The sequence below is a fragment of the Maricaulis sp. W15 genome (assembly GCF_001924955.1).
GTDB classification, from domain to species: Bacteria; Pseudomonadota; Alphaproteobacteria; order Caulobacterales; family Maricaulaceae; genus Maricaulis; species Maricaulis maris.
Map to the genome: position 1 here is coordinate 156821 of NZ_LQXG01000017.1, position 19943 is coordinate 176763.

At 63.6% G+C, this 19943-nt stretch carries 20 protein-coding genes and 1 tRNA gene; 8 read left to right on the forward strand and 13 right to left on the reverse strand.

Translation table 11 applies throughout. From position 1 onward, the window contains the following. Positions 1–5: 5 nt before the first annotated feature. Both AWH62_RS10440 and AWH62_RS10445 read right to left on the reverse strand, forming a co-directional pair. Positions 6–2048, reverse strand: coding sequence for a hypothetical protein (locus tag AWH62_RS10440; protein WP_075190429.1), 2043 nt, complete (start codon positions 2046–2048; stop codon positions 6–8). A gap of 171 nt (positions 2049–2219) precedes the next feature. Beyond that, on the reverse strand, positions 2220–2489 hold the full coding sequence (locus tag AWH62_RS10445) for a hypothetical protein (protein WP_075190430.1): 270 nt from the start codon (positions 2487–2489) through the stop codon (positions 2220–2222). 143 nt (positions 2490–2632) lie between these two features. Between AWH62_RS10445 and AWH62_RS10450 the strand changes: the two genes are divergently transcribed. Continuing rightward, positions 2633–3802: a DUF418 domain-containing protein gene (locus AWH62_RS10450; protein WP_075190431.1), complete on the forward strand. Its 1170-nt coding sequence runs from the start codon at positions 2633–2635 to the stop codon at positions 3800–3802. Here AWH62_RS10450 and maiA read toward each other — a convergent pair. Next, positions 3799–4446, reverse strand: a complete 648-nt coding sequence (gene maiA, locus AWH62_RS10455; RefSeq protein ID WP_075190432.1) for a maleylacetoacetate isomerase — start codon at positions 4444–4446, stop codon at positions 3799–3801. The two genes, AWH62_RS10450 and maiA, sit on opposite strands and share 4 nt — an antisense overlap. Before the next feature lie 7 nt (positions 4447–4453). Further along, the gene (locus tag AWH62_RS10460; RefSeq protein ID WP_075190433.1) at positions 4454–5098 is read right to left on the reverse strand and encodes a fumarylacetoacetate hydrolase family protein; all 645 of its coding nucleotides are present in this window, start codon (positions 5096–5098) and stop codon (positions 4454–4456) included. 21 nt (positions 5099–5119) lie between these two features. Here AWH62_RS10460 and AWH62_RS10465 point away from each other — a divergent pair, with 21 nt between their 5' ends. Continuing rightward, entirely contained in the window at positions 5120–5662 is a 543-nt protein-coding gene (locus AWH62_RS10465) for a MarR family winged helix-turn-helix transcriptional regulator (protein ID WP_233128302.1), read from the forward strand. On the opposite strand, the gene AWH62_RS10470 is transcribed toward AWH62_RS10465, so the two are convergent. After that, positions 5659–6114, reverse strand: a complete 456-nt coding sequence (locus tag AWH62_RS10470) for a paraquat-inducible protein A (protein WP_158025613.1) — start codon at positions 6112–6114, stop codon at positions 5659–5661. The two genes, AWH62_RS10465 and AWH62_RS10470, sit on opposite strands and share 4 nt — an antisense overlap. 330 nt (positions 6115–6444) lie before the next feature. Between AWH62_RS10470 and AWH62_RS10475 the strand changes: the two genes are divergently transcribed. The 3 genes from AWH62_RS10475 (at position 6445) to AWH62_RS10485 (ending at position 10825) form a co-directional block, all read left to right on the forward strand. Next, a complete protein-coding gene (locus tag AWH62_RS10475) occupies positions 6445–6954 on the forward strand; it encodes a hypothetical protein (RefSeq protein WP_075190435.1) in 510 nt (169 codons plus the stop codon). 31 nt (positions 6955–6985) lie between these two features. Next, a complete protein-coding gene (locus AWH62_RS10480) occupies positions 6986–9001 on the forward strand; it encodes a TonB-dependent siderophore receptor (protein WP_075190436.1) in 2016 nt (671 codons plus the stop codon). Between the two features lie 120 nt (positions 9002–9121). Beyond that, positions 9122–10825 (forward strand): methyl-accepting chemotaxis protein, encoded by a 1704-nt coding sequence (locus AWH62_RS10485; protein WP_075190437.1) that lies wholly within the window; start codon positions 9122–9124, stop codon positions 10823–10825. Positions 10826–10920: 95 nt separating this feature from the next. On the opposite strand, the gene AWH62_RS10490 is transcribed toward AWH62_RS10485, so the two are convergent. Continuing rightward, on the reverse strand, positions 10921–12042 hold the full coding sequence (locus AWH62_RS10490) for an alpha/beta hydrolase (protein ID WP_075190438.1): 1122 nt from the start codon (positions 12040–12042) through the stop codon (positions 10921–10923). A gap of 1049 nt (positions 12043–13091) precedes the next feature. After that, a complete protein-coding gene (locus tag AWH62_RS10500) occupies positions 13092–13424 on the reverse strand; it encodes a hypothetical protein (protein WP_075190440.1) in 333 nt (110 codons plus the stop codon). 295 nt (positions 13425–13719) lie between these two features. On the opposite strand from AWH62_RS10500, the gene AWH62_RS10505 reads away from it, so the two are divergent. After that, a complete protein-coding gene (locus AWH62_RS10505; protein WP_075190441.1) occupies positions 13720–14292 on the forward strand; it encodes a hypothetical protein in 573 nt (190 codons plus the stop codon). A gap of 61 nt (positions 14293–14353) precedes the next feature. Here AWH62_RS10505 and AWH62_RS10510 read toward each other — a convergent pair. From AWH62_RS10510 to AWH62_RS10520, 3 genes are all read right to left on the reverse strand, one after another. Continuing rightward, positions 14354–14429 (reverse strand) — tRNA-Lys (locus tag AWH62_RS10510). Positions 14430–14547: 118 nt separating this feature from the next. Beyond that, complete coding sequence (locus tag AWH62_RS10515; protein ID WP_083635159.1) at positions 14548–15678, reverse strand: lyase; 1131 nt, start codon at positions 15676–15678, stop codon at positions 14548–14550. Positions 15679–15746: 68 nt separating this feature from the next. Next, positions 15747–16157, reverse strand: a complete 411-nt coding sequence (locus AWH62_RS10520) for a hypothetical protein (protein ID WP_075190442.1) — start codon at positions 16155–16157, stop codon at positions 15747–15749. Positions 16158–16312: 155 nt separating this feature from the next. Here AWH62_RS10520 and AWH62_RS10525 point away from each other — a divergent pair, with 155 nt between their 5' ends. Further along, a complete protein-coding gene (locus AWH62_RS10525) occupies positions 16313–16639 on the forward strand; it encodes an Hpt domain-containing protein (protein ID WP_158025614.1) in 327 nt (108 codons plus the stop codon). Here the strand turns inward: AWH62_RS10525 and AWH62_RS10530 are convergent, their stop codons facing one another. Then, a complete protein-coding gene (locus tag AWH62_RS10530; RefSeq protein WP_075190444.1) occupies positions 16640–16966 on the reverse strand; it encodes a chorismate mutase in 327 nt (108 codons plus the stop codon). Positions 16967–17155: 189 nt separating this feature from the next. Between AWH62_RS10530 and AWH62_RS10535 the strand changes: the two genes are divergently transcribed. Next, complete coding sequence (locus AWH62_RS10535; protein ID WP_075190445.1) at positions 17156–17779, forward strand: glutathione S-transferase family protein; 624 nt, start codon at positions 17156–17158, stop codon at positions 17777–17779. On the opposite strand, the gene AWH62_RS10540 is transcribed toward AWH62_RS10535, so the two are convergent. Further along, on the reverse strand, positions 17776–19275 hold the full coding sequence (locus AWH62_RS10540; RefSeq protein WP_075190446.1) for a PepSY domain-containing protein: 1500 nt from the start codon (positions 19273–19275) through the stop codon (positions 17776–17778). The two genes, AWH62_RS10535 and AWH62_RS10540, sit on opposite strands and share 4 nt — an antisense overlap. Positions 19276–19284: 9 nt before the next feature. Further along, on the reverse strand, positions 19285–19863 hold the full coding sequence (locus AWH62_RS10545; RefSeq protein ID WP_075190447.1) for a hypothetical protein: 579 nt from the start codon (positions 19861–19863) through the stop codon (positions 19285–19287). Positions 19864–19943: the final 80 nt, after the last annotated feature.

Sequence of the window (19943 nt, forward strand, 5' to 3'; positions counted from 1 at the left end):
GCAGCTCAGTTCTCGTCAGAGCCGTCGCCATCCTTGGGCGCGCGGCGGCCGCGTTTCGGGGCCGGGGCGTCGTCCTCGTCGGGCATGGATGAGAGCAAGTCCTTCCAGCGCCAACCCGGCTCGCTGCTGGCGCCGCTGCTGCGCCGTCCACCACGTTCGGGGAAACCGACCGCATTGTCGGCACGCGGCTGGGTCGAGGCTTCGGAATGGCCGAGCGGGCGCTTCATGTCATCGTCATCGGAGACGGCGTCGCTGTCCGTGTCGGTCGGCTGGGCCGGTTCGGATGCGGAACGGCGTGACTTGCGTCCGGCCAGAGGGTCGGGCAGTTCGTTGGTGCCGAGGTCCGGCGCCCGGCGTCCGCCGGCGACCGAACCCATGCGCAGCATGAAGTCCGACAGCAATTCATAGTTCTGGCGGATGCGCGCCTGGAAGGCGGCATCGATTTCCTGGGCTTCCTCGGCCGCGGCCATGGCCGCCGCATTGAGGCCTTCCAGTCCGCGGCGCAGCGTGTCGGCAGCCTCTTGGGCGCGATCACGCGCCATGCCGGGCATTTCCGCCAGGCGTTCGGTCATGGCATCAATATGACGTTCGACGGTCTGGGTTTCCGAGCGGGCCGTTGCCAATACGGACTCGAGCCGGCGGCGTACCGAGTCGGCGGCTTCGTCGGCAGCGACCGAGGCGCGCTTGGTCAGCTTGTCGGCTTCGGCGAGGCGCAATTCGAAGGCCTCATCGGACCGGCGGGCGGCCTCATAGGCGGCCTCATTGGTCTGTTCGACCTTGCTGGCGACGATATCGGCCTGGGCTTCGATCGCTTCGATGGCGGCATCAGAGACCGACTTTGCCTCCTGCGCCGACGCGATCAGGCGCGCCAATGCCGACTCGTGTTCCTGGGCCGCGCTTTCGGTTTCGGCCCGGACGCGGCCGGCCATGCCATCAGCCCGTTCAATCGCGGCCTCCACGGCTTCGCGGAAGGCGACCGCCCCGTTCGACGCGGCGGAGTTGAGCGCATCAGCGCCATCGCGTGCGGTCGAGGCCATGACTTCCAGCTCAGCCTTGTGGAAGTCGAGGGCGGCGGCAATCTTTTCCTGTTCCTTGCGCAGGGCTTCGCCGGCATCGGCGAGGCGTTGGCGGTGCTTCACATAGGCGGCATCGAGGTTTTCCGAACGCTCCTTGAGACCGTCGGACAGCTCGCGCAAATGCGTGGTGCGCTCGGAAATGACCAGGGCGGCGGCATCGCTGCGCTCGGTGACGGCGCTGCCGGCCGAGTTGAGGTCTTCGACGCTGGCGCGGATGCGACGTTCGCTGTCGGAGGCCTGGCTGGCCGCCAGTTCGGCGGCGGCGGCGACCATTTTGGACTGGTCGGAAATCGCCGCTGCGATCAGGGCCGCCTTGTCGTCGAGCGATTCCGACACTTCGCCGAGACGCAAGCGTTCGGTGCGCAGGCCCTTGAGCAGGTGTTCGGTCCGGTCGCGGGCATCAGTGGCGGATTGTTCCAGCGATTCCGCGTGATGGCTGATCACCTCTTCCATCGCCGCGAGGCGGGCGAGGGCGCTCTCCAGCGCCGAATTGATGCGTTCAACCTCGCCGGACACGGCGTCCGACAGGGTCTGGACCTCGTGGCGGGCATATTGCGCCGGTTCGGCGAGCTTGCGGATGGCCAGTTCGACACGGCGGGTATTGGCCGAGCTGCGAACGATCTCGCGCGCCATCATGCCGGCGATGATGAAGATCAGGGCGGGCAGGAGGGCGAAAACCGACAGGCCGGTCAGCTGGCCGAAGCTGTAGCGACCCAGCGCGTCAAGCGACTGAATGCCGAGATAGGCCCACAGATAGGCGCTGGCGCCGCCGACCCAGCACAGGGCAAAACAATTGCCCAGCCAGACCAGCCAATTGCCGCCGCGCGGCGGCGCCTCGGCCGAATTGGCTTCCGGTGCGGCGGGCGCGGTCAGCGCCTTGCTGCCGGTCTCGGCAATCGGCGTTGTGCTGTCCTCGTCGGCCATGGTCATCTCCGCGAGTTCGATCTTGTGGTCGTGTCTGGTCTCGGTCATTTCGGGCCTGGCTGGCTGCAATCGGCCTCCGGCCAGCGCGCGCGCACGCCTGCCGGAGCTGGATATTATGACAGAGAATAGGGGGAGATGCGCGCGAGGCACACAGATAATCTATGCAAATTCAATATTTGCAGCGGAAAGGTCGTGTGGATTGACGGCGGATCGGGCGTGTCAGCTGTTGTAGATCAACGGTGGCGACAGCAATTCCGGCGTCTCGCGCGGGTCGCGGATCGGCATCCACTGGGCGCAGCCATCGCCGCGGGCGGGAACCCAGCCGGACTTGCCATCGGAACCGTTTACCAACAACACCGCTTCGCGGTATTCGGCCGGACGCGCGGTCGGATCAGTGCCGCAGTGTGCGGACCCTGACGCCTCGATCCCGATCGAGGACAGGGCCATGACGGCGAACCATTCGATGAGCGCGATAAGAAACTCGACCATTTCAGGGGCGTCCCCGGATCCTGAATGTGTTGAACATGTGCCTAGTACCTGCATACGGTGAGGGCAATTCACGAAACATGGGAAGTTCGTGAAGACTTGGTAAGAAGATGGCAAAAATGGGGCGACGCCCCGCGGGGGCAGGCATGGACGAGGCCAGTGAGAGCGAGGAAGCGGGCGTCCTGATCATGCTCGGCCTCACCGTCTTCGGCCTGCTGTTCGCCAACCTGGCCGGCTTTGCCCATGTCTGGCCAGCTGCCGACATCCTGCCGCTGCAAACCGCGGACCCCGGTCCGGCCGACCGTGTGGTGTGGTGGCTTGGCCAGACATTTGCCGCCTGGGTGTTCAACATATTGCTGCTCGTCCTGTTCGGTTCAGCCCTGGCGCTGGGCCTGGATGTCGGCGGGCGCGGTTCGCTCGGCTGGATGTGCCTGCTCGGTCTGATGGCGGCCTATCTGTTCTGGCATGGCGAGCTTTTGACCGTAATGGCGCTGGCCGGCATGATTGCGCGTCCGATGCAGGCGCTGCAGCCGGCGACCCGCTGGATGACTCTCGGCGCATTGATTGGCGGGTCTTTCCTGATCCTGCTCGCCGGCGCGGGGATCACCGCCTTGCTGCCGGACACGATGGCTCTGGCGGACCTGCTGGGCCTCGACAGCAGCCGGATCGCCGCCATCGAGGCGAGCCATCAGGCCGGCTTCCTGGCGCGCTTGCCGGGCAATATGGCGACCGCCCTCCAGTTCCACATGGTCGAGATGTTCTTTCTGGGCGGCGGCGTTTTGGGATTTGTCTTGCTGGGCATGGAGTTGGTCGAGCGCGGTTTCTGGTCGGGACGCTGGCCGGTCATGCCGCTGGTTCTCAGCGCCGCGGTCGCGCTCGGCATCGGCCTGCCGCTCAATGGCTGGGCGGCCTTGCACGCACTGAGTACCGATTTCGCGCCGTCACAGACCGGTCAGGGCGTGGCGGCACACGCCACCGGGGCGATGCTGACGGCCTGGGGCTATGCGGCGCTGGTGGTTTTGGCGGTCCGGTTTCGGCTCGGAGAGGCGTTGCAGCTATTGCTCATCCGGGCCGGCCATCTCTGGCTCAGTGTCGTGGTCGGCCAGATCATCGTGCTGACCCTGATCTTTTCCGGCCTGCCGGGTGTGGCCCTGTTTGGCCGGATCGGCCCGCTTGGCCTGTTCGCCATGGGGATCGGACTCGCCCTTGTGCAAGCCGGACTGATTTGGCTGTGTGACCGCCATTTGCGGGTCGGCCCGGTTGAATGGGCGTTGGAGGGCTTGGCCCATCGCCGCTTCGCGCGGCTGCGGCGCTAGTTTTCCGCGTCGGGCTGCCGCTCCGGCGCCGCAGCGTCGAAAGCCGGCAGGGCGCGGCAGGCGGCGTCCGCCGCTGCAAGAGCAGGCCAGTCGGCCATGTCGAGACCCCATCGGCGGGCATTATAGGCCTGCGGAACCAGATAGATGTCAGCCAGACCCGGCCGCTGGCCGCCGAGATACTCACCGGTTCGCGGCGCCGCCCTGACCAAGGTCTCGAGGGCGTCCAAGCCGGACGTCATCCAGCGTTGCGCCCAGGCCTTCATGCCATCGGGGCCCTGGCCGAGATCGCCGGCGACGGCTTTCAGGACGCGCAAATTCTGCAGCGGGTGGATGTCGCAGCCGATGATCGACGCCCAGCCGCGGAGCCGGCAGCGTTCGGCGGCGTCGCGCGGCAGGAAGGCAGGGTCGGGCCAGGTTTCGTCGATCCATTCGAGGATGGCGGGCGATTGCAGCAGGCGGTCGCCCTCATGTTCGAGCACCGGCACCAGGCCCTGTGGCTGGATGGCGAGCCAGTCGGCGCCCGCCTGTTCGCCCTCTTTCAGATTGACCGCCACTTGTTCGTAGGAAACGTCCTTCAGATTGAGCGCGATGCGAAGCCGGTAAGCGGCGCTTGAGCGCCAATAGCCGTAGAGTGTCGTGGTCATGGCGCTGCTAGCTCCGTTCGGTGAGGGCAAAATCGAGCGGTGGCAGGCCGTCGATCCGCGCCGCAACCGTGTCGCCGGGATGCAGTGCGCTGACGCCGGCCGGTGTGCCAGTGAAGATGAGGTCGCCCGCGCCCAGGGTGAAATAGCGGCTGAGTTCGGCGAGCAGTGCCGCCGGAGGCAGGATCATCTGTTCGAGATAACCGGACTGGCGCATGCCGCCATTGACCGACAGGCTGATCGTGCCGGTTGCGGGCGGCGGGCCGAGTTTGAGTTTGCCCATCGGGGCCGAGGCATCAAAACCCTTGGCGATTTCCCACGGGGCCGACTTGGCCTTGAGCCGGGACTGGAGATCGCGCTTGGTCAGGTCGACACCGGTACCGCAGGCGATGATGGCACCGCCTTCGCCGAGGGCGAGGACCAGCTCGACTTCATGGTGCAGGTCCGCGGTTTCGGTCGGGTAGGGCAGGCTGGCCGCTGTCGATATGGCGCTGGCCGGTTTGGTAAAGAAGATCGCCTCGGCGGCTTCGCCCATTTCCTTGGCATGATCGGCGTAATTGCGGCCGATGCAGAATATCCGGGCGACCGGAAAGGTCCGGCTGTCGCCATCAATGGCAAGTCGGGGCGGGGCGGGGGCAGCTATGAGATCCGTCATGCGCTATCGATAGCCGAACCGGTGGCGCGCCGTCGAGCCAACAAACGCCTTGCAGCTGCCGCCGGCATCCGGCACCTCATGGGCATGACCGATCCGAACGCCACCCCGCCTGCACTGAGCCTGCGCGATTTCATGCCCTATTGTCTTGCCGTGACCTCCAATCAGGTCAGCCGCCTGGTGGCGCGTGCCTATCAGGACCGGTTCGGGCTGACGATCTGGGAATGGCGCGTCATTGCCTTGCTGGGAGAGGCAGAACCGATGACGGCGCAATCCCTGTCCGACATTGCCGCGATGGACAAGGTGTCGGTGAGCCGGGCCGTGAAGGCACTGGTGGGCCGCGGTCTCGTCGACCGGGCCGAGCGCAAGGCGGACCGGCGTTCGCGCGATCTTCGCCTGACCGCGGCCGGTCACCAGATTTATCGCGAGATCACGCCGGTGGCGCTGGGCGCTGAAGCCGATCTCCTGACCGGGCTCGATGAAGCCGAGATCGCGGTGCTGGCTGTTGTGCTCGACAAGCTGCGCCATCGCGCCGCTGAACTGTTGTCCGCCCCGACCCCTGACTAGGCGACGCGGCTCGGCGGGCGGGCCGCAGCGGCAATGCGTCCGGCTGCCAGCATGGCCAGGATTGTCGACAGGGCGAAACAGAAGGCGCCGATCAGTGGTCTCGCTTCGAGCAGGAGATTGCCACGCAGGCTGAACACGACCAGCGCGATCACCAGCACATCGGCCATCGACCATTTTCCCAACCGCTCCAGCCATCGCAGCGCGCGAGGTTCAGTGACGGCGTCTGACGCCGGGTGGGATAGTTGCAATCGCCACATCCAGCCGAGCTTGGCGAAGGGAAAGCCGACCGAGAAGGTCAGCACCGTCAGCGCGAGCAACCATTCCTGTGCGCTGAGCAGCGACAGGCCGAGCGACAGGATGGAGTGAGCGTCACCCCAGAGGCCGAGATGTCGTGTTTCCAGTGCCGGAAGTGTCAATCCGGGCACGAGCAGGACGCTGGCGAGAAGCAGCAATCCGGTCGCCAGGGAATCGGGTCGGGAGTTATTTCGCGCCACCATTCATCATACCAGCGCGAGGAAGGAGGCCAAAAAACGGCAGATCGCGCAGATTTGCGGCACCCGCTACCGCAGCCTCCGACGGCGCTATACTTGAAATTTTTGCGGCAACCGGCATTCAGTATTTACTTTTCAGGAACAGTTTTTGGCTCACCGCCATGGTAATTGGATATTACAAGTATTGGTAATATCCAATTACCCGGACGAAAGTCGTGGTTAATACCCATCCCCTAGGTGGACCCCATACGCCGCACTGCGGTGACATAGGAACAGGACGGGGTGTCCCCAATGCACAAAATCATTTTGCCGGCTCTGGCCGGCCTTCTCATGACAACGCCAGCCATGGCCGAGACGACGCAGCGCGATCTGGAAGTGATCGGTCGCGCACTGGGCTTTGTTGAAGGCGCCAGCGGTTCCGACCGCACCGTCGCGATCGTGTTCGATCCGGCCAGCGAAGGCGAAGCGCAGGCGCTCGCGTCTGCGATGTCCGGCGGCCTTTCGGCGGGCCGGGTCACGCTCAATGCTCGCCTTGTCCCGATGGCTGACACGGGTTCGATCAGCGGCGCTGACGCGGCTGTCCTGCTCGGTTCGGCTGCCGGCGATGCCGGCGTCTTCGGTGCCGCAAGCTCCGCAGGCGTGATGACCGTGTCCACCGATATGAGCTGTGTCGAAAGCGCTCGTTGCGTGATGGGCGTCCAGAGCGCGCCGTCCGTGCGCATCGTGGTCAATCGCGGCGCGTCCGACAGCTCGTCGGTCTCCTTCGCCGCCGCCTTCGCCATGATGATTGAAGAAATCTAAGCGTAATCCGAGATTTGAGAGAGTAGCTACCATGAAGACCCAATTCCTCACGACGTCGATCTCGGTGCTTGCGCTGAGCGTCGGTTTCTCCGCCGCGACTGCTGCCCAGTCGCTCGACTATACCGCCATGAGCGACCTGTTCGGCGAGCCGGTGACCGCTGGCGCCACGGGTGCGCCGCAGCGCGCTTCCGACGTTCCTGCGACGATGATCATCATCACCCAGGACGATATCGAGCGTTTCCCGGAGTACGATATTCCGGGCATCCTGCGCCACTATGCCGGTATTGATTACAACCGCTATGGTTATGGCGATGGCCAGATCTCGATCCGCGGCGCCGCCACCCCGTATTCGCCGCGCCTGCTGGTGCTGGTGAATGGCCGTGAAGTCTATCTCGACAGCTATGGCTATACCGCTTGGTCGACGCTTCCGGTCCAGCTTGAGGAAATCCAGCAGATCGAAGTCGTCAAGGGTGCCCAGTCGGCTCTCTACGGCTTCAATGCGGTGTCCGGTGTGGTCAATATCATCACCCGCAACCCGCAGCATGGCGACTACGCCACGGCGCGCGTGAATGTCGAAACCGATGGCGGTTTCAACGCCGCCTTCGTGGCGGCACGCCAGTTCGGTGACCGCGCTGCCGTGCGGGTCAGCTATGGCAATGCCGAGACCTCCGAACTGCCGGCGGGTGTCAACGCCATCGAGGCCCAGCCGCTCGCCCTGCAGGACTTTCACCGTGAAACCGGTGCCATCGAAGGTCGTTTTTCCCTGACCGACAAGGTCAGCCTGACGGCGGAAGCGACTTTCACCAATGTCGACCAGTCGGAAATGACGTCGGTCTATTCTTCTGCTCGCGCCCTGTACGAGTTGCGCTCCTACAAGGCCGAGCTGGAAGCTGATACCGATTATGGTGTCATCACGGCTCTCGCTTACCGCAATGAAAGCGAGATCGCCTATTCCTTCGGTCCGCTCAGCGCCGAGCTGACGACCTTCCGCATCCAGGACCTGTTCAAGGTCGGCACCAACAACACCGTCCGCATTGGCGCCGAGTTCCGCGACGGCCAGACCGCGTCCTTCCCGGATCCGGGCAATGGCGATTTCGGTTATGAGTCGATGGCCTTCTCGGTGATGTGGAACCACAAGTTCTCCAACGCTTGGGATCTCACACTTGCCGGGCGCTATGACAGCGTCGACTGGAGTCGTGATGGCGCGCCGGGAGGCTTCTACAGCTTCACGCAGGACGACTATTCGGTGTCGTTTGAAGAGTTCTCCTACAATGCGGCGCTGGTCTGGCGTCCGTCCTTCGGCGGCACGATGCGCTTCATGGCGGGGCGTGGCATCCAGGCACCGACCTCCTTTGACATCGGCTTCACCCTGCAGACAACCGTGGGGGGCAACCCGCTCATCCTGTCGGGCAATCCGGACATGGTACCGTCCATCGTCGACAGCTATGAGGTCGCTTATGACCGTAGCCTGACGCCAACCATCGACATGCGTGCCGCTGTGTTCATGCAGGACACGTCGGACGTCCGGGGCCAGTTCGGACTCTTCCCGGACCTGCTGCCGCCGACCGTCACGATCCCGACCCTCCTGTTCGATAACCGCGGCGACACCACGACGACCGGTTTCGAATTTGGCCTCGCCGGCGATCCGGAAGGCAATTGGAACTGGGATGCGAACTATACGTACCAGCAGACTGAAGACGATCTGGATGGCACGTTCGGTCTTGGCCATGTCCAGGACTTCGAGAATGCGACCCCGGCTCACCTGTTCAACGGCCATGTCGGTTGGACCGGCGACAAGCTGAGCGTCGATGGGTTCGTGAACTATGTGTCAGAAACCACGTCGCCGCTGCAGCCGGTCTTCGGCCTGCCGACCCAGGTTGCGATCGACGATTATGTCGCCGTTTCCTTCCGCGCCGGCTATCGCTTCAACGACCATATCGCTGTGTCGCTGAACGCCCAGAATGCCAATTTCGGCGACGGCGAGGCGACCACCGCCAACGCCCAGTCGGAAAGCCGCGTCTGGTTCGGTCTGTCGAGCAGCTTCTAATATGAAATGAGCGCCCCGGCACTGAATGGTGCCGGGGCGTTAACCCTGACTTCAGCGATTCGGGCGGATTCTCGGCCTGACGACAAAACCGCCACCGGTGATGTCAATTGGGAGACTACAATGGGCAAGGCCTCTTCACTCTTCAAGCTGACCATCGCGCAATCCTTTGCGGTTGCGCCGATCGCAGCCATCATTGCGCTGATTGCGGTTGCCGGATTGGGCGCCTGGTCGCTGCAGGACGGGTCGGCCAGTCAGCAACGTGCGATGCGGGAGATGAATGCCGCGCTCGAACTCACTGACCTGAAATCCGAACTCCAGACCATCAACAGCGAAGTCCTCGCTGTCGTGACGGCCCAGGCCGCAGGAAACCCGATTGATGTGATGGCGGAGTTTGACGCCGTCAGCACCCGTGTTGACGGACTGTCTGCCCGGATCAGCCAGCTCCAAAGCTCCGGCGCCGACATCGCGGCGGGGACGGACACGTTTGACAGCCTTGTCGAACAGCTCGCCCTTTATCGCGATGCGCTGGATTTCGTCGGCCAGATGCTGGAACTCGATTTTGCCAGCTCGGTTGCCTTCCTCCAGCCCTTTGACGCGGTTTTTGCGGAGATCAGTGCTGATCTGGATGGCCTCGCCATGGAAGGAGCCTCCCTGGCCCGCATGGATGCCGAAGCAACGCAAGCCGCAGTGCGCAACTCCATCATCATGTTCATCGGGCTGACCATTGGTGTCGGCATCGCCCTGATTGCCCTGGCCGTCCTGTTCGGTCGCCAGATCTCGGTTTCGGTGCGCAAGATCGCAGCCGCGACCGAGGCCCTGGCTGACGGTGATTATTCGCTCGATATCGGCGCGCTGGAACGCTCGGACGAATTGGGTGCCGTGGTCGAAAGCCTGCGCCGCTTCCGCGAGAAGGGCCTGCAGGCCGAGGAACTCGAAAAAGAACAGCGTGCCCAGGCCGAAGCCAATGAGCGCCGCGCCGCCAAGCTCAATGATCTGGCCCAGGCATTTGATGCCGAGGTCATGTCGATGCTGGGCGAAGTCAATGAGGCCTGTTCCTCGATGTCGGCGATCGCCGAGCAGCTGTCGCAGGCCGCGACCGAAGGCTCGGAACAGTCCGGCCAGATGGCGTCATCCGCCGCCCAAGCCTCGGCCAATGTCGAGTCTGTTGCGGCTGCGTCTGAAGAGCTGACGGCCTCGATTGCCGAGGTGACCCAACAGATCCAGGGCTCCTCCGACATGGCCAGCCAGGCCGATGAGCGGGCCAAGTCGGTCCGCGCCGTCGTCGACAATCTCGGTGCGGCTGCGCAGGAGATCGGCAATGTGGTGCAGCTGATCAATGATATTTCCGAGCAGACCAACCTGCTGGCCCTGAACGCCACCATTGAGGCCGCCCGCGCTGGCGAAGCCGGCAAGGGCTTTGCGGTTGTCGCTTCCGAGGTCAAGTCGCTCGCCGCCCAGACCGCCAAGGCCACGGATGATATCCGCGACCAGATCCAGGCGATCCAGGAGGCAGCCGCCTCGTCTTCCGCCTCGATCGAGGACGTGACCCGCGCTGTCGGCGAAATCTCCCGTTCGGCTTCGGCGATTGCCGCTGCTGCGGAAGAGCAGAGTGCCTCGACCCGCGAGATTTCGAGTTCTGTCTCGCATGCCGCGACCAGCGCCCGTGCGGTCTCCGACAATGTCGATGTGGTGTCCCGCTCGGCCCGTCAGACCGGCGACGCCTCGCAGGATGTGCTGCGCGCCGTGCGGACGGTGTCCGAACGAGCCGAGAAACTGAATTCTACCGTTGAAACCTTCCTCACCGAGGTTCGCGAGGCCGGCTGATCTCTCCCCCCTTGATGTCGCCTTGCAACATGAGCGCCCGGACCCTCTCCCCCCTCGGTCCGGGCGCTTTAGTTTTTGGGGTCCGGTTTCCGTCCCTAATTCTCGCCCAGGGCGCGTAACGGCAGGCGGATGATGCGGCCGGCGATGTCCGCGAGGCTGCTCGGTGCGGCGATGCGGTCCTGCGAGGTTTCGCCATTGAAGGCATGACTGAGGGCTCCGCTGGCGGCGAGTTGCATCAGGGTCTGGGAGGCTGCGAAGTCGGTATGCCCGATCAGCGTGCCATCGGTGAGCTCGCTCAGATCGAGGATGGCGATGCCGCGTTCGATCAGGGCGTCCTGGCGGGCGCCTATGCCCAGCCGCGCGCGGCCGCCGCCGCTCAGCGTGTCTGACACCAGCAGCGCCTGATCCCGGTTCGAGACCACGACCGTCATGTGCCGGGGCGGTGGATTGATCGCGGCGAGCTGGTTCAAAAACACGTCATAATCGATATCCGGCGACGCCAGGATGACCGGGTCAATCTTGGCCAGGATGTCGGTGCGCCCCTGCAGGGACAGTTGCCGCATCGCTTCCATGGTCACCAGCGCCCCCATCGAATGGGCCAGGATCGTGACTGAGACGGAAGGGCTGTTGGCGACGGTTTCAAGCAGGTCTGCCAGCCCGTCGCGGGCAAATTGCGCGCTGTCGCGATCGTGCAGATAGGCCGTGATCTGGCCGGCCGACGGCCAAGCATAATGCACGGCCACGGTGTTCACCCCGAAATCATTGAGGATCTGGGCGTTCAGATAAAGCCCGTCCGAATAGGGCGTGTTGAAGCCGTGCACGAAGACGAAGACCTGTCGCTCGACCAGGGGCAGAGCGCTCAATTGCTGGTCAAGCAGGGCTGAAAACTCCCGGCGTCCGATATCCGCCTGATATCGGGTCAGGGCGAATTCGCGCTGCGGATCAACCCGCGCCGAGGGATAATTGATCTCGCCGGCCAGCCGGTTGGCCGGAACCCAGACATCAGCGCGGGCAAAGGACAACGCGCCGCGCAGCGTGGTCAGGCGGATATCTGGATCCGGGCTGGGCACCCGCGTCGTCGCAATCAGGATCGTCTCGCTACGCCCGTTGGCACTGCCCGGATCCACAATCGGCAAATGCGCCGGCGCGCTGGCACATCCCGCGAGCAGGCCGAGACAGGTGAGGAAGAGGGCGGACAGGCGGCGGGTTGCAGGCAAGTTTGGCTCCTGAACGTGCGGTATCAACAAGGGTCCACACGCAACACACAGTCGTCCCGGGCGGTCCGCTCGGTCAATGGCATTGACGCGTCGCGCCCGGCATTGATGTAACTGGAAAATTGGTGCGCCCACTAGGATTCGAACCTAGGACCCGCTGATTAAGGGGCTCCGTGTTCGACGTTCCTGCAATTTCCGCTAGATGCCTAGAGTGGTACTATAGCAGGAATAATCCCGCCTCCAAGTTCCCCAAGTTGCCTTGAGTTGCCGCTAAGATGGTAGCACAGACTGTAGTCACGTGCCTGTTTCGGTTGATGGTGAAAAGCGGCCTGCGACTAAAGCCGAAACGGCTAAAGCATCAAATGCGTTCGAGGTGGTGAAGCATTATTGGAGTGAGCTTGACCGGCGATTGACGCCACCAAAAATGAGCGCGGCTGGTTTGCTCATGCGGGCCCTTATCGAGAGCGAAAGCCAATCCGTGAGCCGTGGCGACCCAAAGCCGGCAAACGGCCTCCAGGCCCTCGTTGACGCGCTTGAGCCGCAGGATGCAGCGGAGTCATGCTGTGCTACACTCCGCGCAAATCATGGAATGCCAGCGCCGCACCAAACCGCACGTTCAGTGATGTTCGATGTCGTCGGGCCGCAGGATTGTCACTGAATAGGGGCTGGCACATTGGATTAGGACGTCGATCAAGAACCTAGGGTGGTCCTGCCTCGCGTTAGTGAACATGCGGTCGTCAATGGTCACGTTCTCGCCTTGTGCGAACCTGAACGTCGTTTGTGCATGATACCCGCCCTCCGGAGAGTTCACGCTGACCCGGCAATCGGTATGGGTCTCAGACGAGGCGCTTTGAATTGTCGCTTCCCACCCGGTTGGAGTGGCAGAAGCGACGATTTCGAAACGCTCATTGTCTGCTTGGCGGCCACACGCGGCAACTAGGATTGCGATTGCCGCAGCGCAAAGAATGGTCTTCTGGATTATCATCTTTAGACCGGGCCTAAATTGAATGGGGCGCAACCTAAACGCTGCACCCCATTCGTTTGCGAATGCTCTATTGGCCCATGCACCCATGGCGGGCTTGAGCAGCTCTGATCGATTGGAGCCGCTCTGAGAGTGCCGTTTCAGCCTCAGATTTGGCCATGGCATTGCCAATACCATAATCACCCAGGAACCCCGCGACAGAGCGCCAGTCCGTCTCTGCTGTCTCGGTGATCTGATGCTGGACTTGTTCCGTCCGGACGATTTCAAGCTGCAAATCATTGCAATCCATAAGCTCAATTTCTGCAGCCGACAAAGGCGTCGCAATCGGATATCGCTTGGTTGCGCAGGCAGATATGGAAACAGCCATGGCTACAGCCACGCCCGCGATAAGATACTTCTTCATGGAAGTCCCCTCAGATAAAAGTACTAATCAATGTGCCGTAGCTGGCGCCTTCAATTCGGTCAACTTTTTAGCGAGAGCTTCAGACGTGCAACTGACTTGTTCAGGCGTTGCTAGCTTTTAGCGATTGTCGACGCGAAGGTACAAAAGGTGACCGTGGAGCATGTGACGGTAAATGAGGGCGGGCAGGCGGTTGTGGGGAATGTTGGGCGCTAGTTTGAGCGGCCCAACGCTCCTCAACGACAATTTTGGTGCCAAGTGATACGGTTTCGCCAATAAAATACAATGGAGGTTTGGTATGCATTGGGCGTGGACCGTCGGAAGCCCGCTGATGCTCGCTGCGGGTTTCGCGGGCACGTCATCGGCTCAACTTTCTGAGGACCAGAATGAGTACTGCGTCAGGGTTTCAGAATGGCAAATTTGCAAACGCGATGTGTCAGCCAGCCTCGCCCTTGTCGGCATAATCGATAGCGGCGTAACGGTGTATGGCTATAGCGCAAGTCTTGAATTGGAAGCCGCTGGGGGTACGCCGATAGAACTCTACGCCGATTGCCTAGCGGATCAAATGCCCGCCGATCTGCCGTCTTACATACTGCGGGCGTCGGGGTGGCCGAGCGATGAAACGGCCTATCAAATCTCAATACAGTATCCCAATGCAGACGCCCCCTCCCGCTCGACAGCGACAGGCCGATGGTCACAAGTTCGTATGGACCCCATGACGGTTTCGATTTGGCCGTTCATGGGTGACGGCGAAATCGAAATCACTGTGGCGTTTGAGTTCCCGGGTGAATGGGACCGCTCGACCGGCATCATTTCCGCTGATTACGACCTGCGAATAGTTAGCCGATTGCTAAATGATCTGTGCAGGTAGCCGAGTGGAAGCATTTAAGCGCGCAAGCGCTGCCGAGTTTCCCATAACCATTTTAAAAAATTGGTGCGCCCACTAGGATTCGAACCTAGGACCCGCTGATTAAGAGTCAGCTGCTCTACCAACTGAGCTATAGGCGCGCCGGTTGGGAAGCGGCGGAAAATACGCGTCCGCGGGACAAAAGCAAGCCATTCATTTGCCCGATTGCACATGCCGGCCATGCCGGATTGCCGGTGCCGGCAGGTGCAATTGGCCGGGCTATTCCACCGAGGCGCGGCCGATGGTTCCCATATCGCTGCCGAACCAGATATCGCCGGTTGATGGCAGGTAATGCATGTGCCGCACGACGCCGCCGCCGGACGGGATGCCGGTGATCGAGAAGAAGGTCTCGCTCGCCGGGTCGAAACCGACAAACCAGTTGGGATCGACGCCGGTTTCGACGAACCAGACCCGGTCCTGGCCATCAACGGCCAGCGCGTAGGGGCGGGCGTTGACACCGGACGGCATGGCCCATTCACGGATCGAGCCGTCGGACGGGTCGAGCACGCCGAGGAAACCATCGGCATAATCGCCATACCAGATGCGGCCGTCCGAGGTGATGTCGAGACGGCGCGGTCGGGCGCTGTCGCGCGGCAGGTCATGCTCGGTCAGGACCAGCGTGTCCGGATCGATTGATGCCAGCTTGCTGGTCCCGAACAGGGCGACCCAGATCGTGCCGTCGGGCGCGATCTTGATGCCATAGGGGCGCGCCGACTCGGTTGGCACCATCACCACATCGAGTTCGCGGCTCTCCATGTTGAGGCGGCTGACCGAATTGCTGCGCTGGCTGGAAAACCAGACATGGCCGGCATCGTCGAAAATCTGGGTGTGCGGATCAGCGACGGTGTCCGGTGGTGTCTCGACATAGTCGAACGCGCCGCTGGCAGGATCATAGATGCCGATATGGGCATCGCGATTGCCAGCATACCAGATCCGTCCGTCAGGATGGACGATGAGATTGTGCGGACCGGCACCTTCGCGCAGATCGACGCGGCTCATCTCGCCGGTCGCGACGTCAAGACGGCCGATATAGGAGTTGGCCTGGCCGACGAACCAGACGGTCTCGCCATCCAGCGTGTACGGGTCGCGCGGACGTCCCTCCCAGGGCACGTCCCATTCCTGCATGTCGATGGCCGCCAGTTCGCGGCTGTCGGCCGGCGGCGTGACGCCATCGGCCGGGCGTGTGTCGGTCATTGCCGACGCTGTCGTGTCGCTGTTGCCTGGCATCGCCGCGGATCCGGCGCTGTCCGAGGCGCCGGCTTCCGGCTCGCCGGATGGCGAACAGGCGGCGGTCAGCAATGCCAGGGCAGAACCGGCGGCAAACAGGTGGCAGGTGCGGCGGTTGGACATGATCATTCTCCCTCAAGGAGAGAAATATCGCGCCGCCGACCCGTCTTCAAGCGGAAGCTTGGCAAGGCTTACCAGTGCCGGCGATGGCCGCGGAGATAGCGGACCAGTCGTGTCGATCCGCGCACCGCATGGGTCCGGCCATGGCGATCCCGGCACACCCGGACCGATACCACGGCCGGGCGGCCACGATAGTGTGAGCGCTGGTTCTCGCTCCAGCACCGTGAGGCGTGGCGGCGGGCATTGCGGTAGTCATTGCGGTGTCCGCGACGATAGTCGTGATGGTCCCGCGAAGTTCGGCGATCGCGATAGCCATGGCGTCGTGGGTGATGGCGTCGCTGCAGGCGCTTTTCGCCGTTCTCAGCGACGAGCTTGATGTCGCTCGCCGGAGCGATAGCGGGCGCCGTCATGGCGCTGGCAAGGCCGCCAGCCCCCATGGTCAGCGCCAGGCTGCAGGCGATCATTTTGACAGATTTCAGCATTTGATCCTCCCGTTTTGCAGCTGAAAATCTGACATTTCGCGCCTGACGGGAATGTGAACGCTGTATTCACCAAGATGAGCGATCGCCCTTGCCGGGCACGAAAATTAAGGAGGGTGTTAAGGCGCTGACGCTAGGAATGGGCTATGATTGCTGCCATGAAATCCACCAATGCGCCGCTCTTCGATGCGGCTCACCTCGCCCGCTATACCGGCGGGGATGCCGCGCTTCGTGATGAATTGCTCGGCTTGATGTGTGACCAGGCGCGGCGTTGCCTCGCGATCATGGAGGCGCCGGCCGATCCGGCCAGCTGGCGCGCCGCCTGTCACACCCTCAAGGGTGCCGCGCGCGGTGTGGGCGCCTTTGCCCTGGCCGATGTCTGCGACGCCGTGGAAGGTGAGGCCGAAACGGCCTGGCCCGGCGCCCGGCTCGCGGTCGAGCGCTGCTTTCGTGAGACCGAACTGGTCTTTGCCGCCGCCGACTGATCAGACCTCGCGCGTCGCGTCCCAGACACTGAACTCATAGGCAATCGAGCGTTCGACCAGTTCGCGCCAGACCGGCTCGGCGATCTCCACCGCGAGGCCGTGGCTTTTGGCCTCCGCGCTTACCTTCGAGATCACATCATTGATCCGCCATTCATCGCGGACCACGTCCCGGCTTGGCTTGATGCGGGCGGCGGCTTCCATATAGCGGGCGCGCTGCGCGATCAGTGCGACCAGTTCACGGTCCAGCGCGTCAACGCCTTCGCGGACCTCCTGCATGGTCTGGCAGGATTCGGGCGGGGTGATGCCGGGTCGGGTCTGGGTGTTCATGCGGGCGAATACCTGTGTTCGTTTCGCTTCTTATAGGCGGCCTCGGTGCGCGGCCCAAGCGGCGGACTGTCACAGCTTGACCAACATGCGCGGGCGAATGCCGGGCACTGGCTGCGCGCGACACGCATTCATCACTCGCGCTTGCCGCCGGTGGCGTTATGCTGCGGAAAGATGCAAGGGAGTCGTCGCATGACCCAGCCAGTCCGTATTTATGGTGATCGCCACAGTGGCAACTGCCTCAAGGTGAAGTGGACCGCCGACCGGCTCGCCATCCCCTATGACTGGCACGAGGTCAATGTGGTGAAGGGCGAGACCCGGACCGACGACTTCCTGGCCATCAACCCGGCCGGCCAGGTGCCGTGCCTGGAACGCGAGGATGGCCGCATCCTGGCCCAGTCGAACGCCATCATCATCCATCTGGCGGCCGGCTCGGCGCTCATTCCGGCCGACCCGTTCGACCATGCCAAAATGCTCGAATGGATGTTCTGGGAACAATACAGCCATGAACCCTTCATTGCCGTGCGACGTTTCCAGAAAGCCTTCCAGCACATGTCCGAGGACGCCATCGATCCGCAGCTCATGGCCAAGGGGCGGCGGGCGCTCGGTGTGATGGAGATGCGGCTCCTGTCGCGCGACTTCATCGTCCGTGACCAGCTTACCCTCGCCGATATCGCCCTGGTCGCTTATACCCGCGTCGCCGATGAGGGCGGTTTCGACCTCGACGAGTTCCTCGGCGTGCGCGGCTGGATCGCGCGGGTCGAGAGCGAGCTGGAGCTGGACTATGATGAAGGGCGGGTGACGGTGCCGGGCTAGCCCACCTGCACCGGCCCGGTCGTCGTTCCGCCGCCCGCCGGACTCCATGTCCACGGACCCGTGCTTGCCAGCAGGATCAGTGCTGTGACCGCCAGTCCTGCGCTGACACCCCAGGCCGCTTCGCCCTGGTAGTTTCCGGCATTGACGGCATGGTGCACCGCCAACCCGGCAAGGGTCAGCGCGCCGGCCGCCAGCCGCAGCGCACGTGACCAGTGGCGGGCGCTGCCGAACAGCATGGCCAGCACGATCAGGCCAGCCAGGGCGAGCCAGTGGAAGGGGATCAGCACCGCCTCGGCCATGACACCGCTCACGGCGCCAAGCAGGGTCGCGGCCAGCACGGCCGGTGCGCCCCACACCACAGCGATCCAGGCCCGCTCAAGGCGCGGAGAGGGGCGACCCTTCTCCCGTCGCTTGATCAGCCACAGCGTGAATCCGGAGGCGCACACAGCTGTCAGGGCGAGGCCCAGGGCCAGATAGGCGAACTTCACCGGCAGGCCGCCGAACCAACCGAAATGCAGGGAATAGACCGCAACGGCTATTTTCTGTCCGGCTTCACCGTCGCTCATCCCGGTCGCGCCGATCATGGTACCGGCGGCGTCGAACTGGACGCCGTCGAAATAGGCGAGCTGGCCCGGCACCTGGGTCAGGATTTCGATATTCTGCGCCTCGGTCCCGGGGCCGTTGACATAGATCAGCCATGCGGTGAGGTCCGGACGTTCGGCCTGGAAGTTGCGGTAGGCGGTCGCCACATCGGCGACCCCGTCCGGCGCCGGCCCGGTTTCCGTTTCGCCTCCGAAAATGGGCGGGAAGACGGCTTCGAAGTCACCGTCGTGAAAGACCAGCGCGAGCGCATAGGCCCCGATCGTTGCCAGGCCCAGAAGGGCGCCGGTCAGCGCGATTGTGATGTGGAAGGGCGCGGCCCAGACCGACAGCCGGTTGTGTAAATCGGTTTCGCCGAGCCTGGCGCTCTTGCCGCGACGGAACTGGAAGGCATCGCGGAAGATCCGCGGATGGGCCAGGAAGCCGGTCAGGACCAGCCCCAGCATCATGACGCCGAGCAGGCCGACCAGCGTGATCCCCGCGATCGCCGGCAGGTGAAGATACATGTGCAGCGTGACGAGGAATTCCGAGAAGGGGTGGGCGACCGGTTCGCCCAGCGTGCCGTCGGCTCCGGCGACCCAATAGTCCTCGCCGGCACCGGCAACAAGCCGCGGAACATCCGGCGTCGGCAGGACCAGGGTGACCTGGTCCGGCGTTTCTTCCAGGCGCCCGAGCACGTTTTCCAGCAGGGTCTGGATGGTTTGCGGCGTGACGGCCTCGATCTCCGTGATGCCGGGCTGTTCCCAGCGCGAGAACTCATTGTGAAAGACGACGAGCGTGCCGCTCAGGCAAACAATGTAGAGCAGCGCCGACAGGGCAAGGCCCAGCGCAGTGTGGCCGGACAGCATGCGGGCGACGAGACGGGCGGGCATTTTCGGCCAGGGCAGGGCGGTCATGGTCGTCTCCTAGACAGTCACGGCGATAAGGACGCCGCCGAGCACCACCGGCAGGACCAGTCCGAGCGCGCGAAGACGCAGTTTCAGGTCGAGAACGGCCAGGGTGGCGAGCGCGCTCCACAGGATGGGGACGGCGAACAGGAAGAGGGCAAGACGGTTCGCCTCGCTCCAGCCGGCCTGTCCGGCCAGCGCGAACAGGATGAGAGAAAGCGCCACGCCGCCCAGCAGGGCGAGGGGGCCGGCCAGCAGGGTGACGGCAGCGCCTCGCAGTCCGCGACGCCAGGCGCGGGCGGGCTGCGGGGCGGCCGGTCGTCGAGGCTCCGCCGGTGGCGGTCCCGTCCAGCCTGTACGCCAGAAAACCACCATGAGGGCGAGGCACTGGATGACAAGCATGCCCAGGACGACGCCATAGACCGGCAGGCCGACGGGCAGCCAGGCCAGGACGGCGGCCAGCAGTGCAAGCCAGCCGAGCGCGATCAGAAGCCGATGCGGCTCCTGGCGGCGCTTCCAGGCCTGCCGGAGCACAAGAGCACCGAACAGCCCGGCGCCGATCGACAGCAGGATCCAGATTGCGGCGGCATACGCCATGGTTTGATCTCCATCCTCGTCAATAATCGGGTGCCGGACCGCCACTCGGCAGCGGCCCGGCACCCGCACGCAACGCCGTC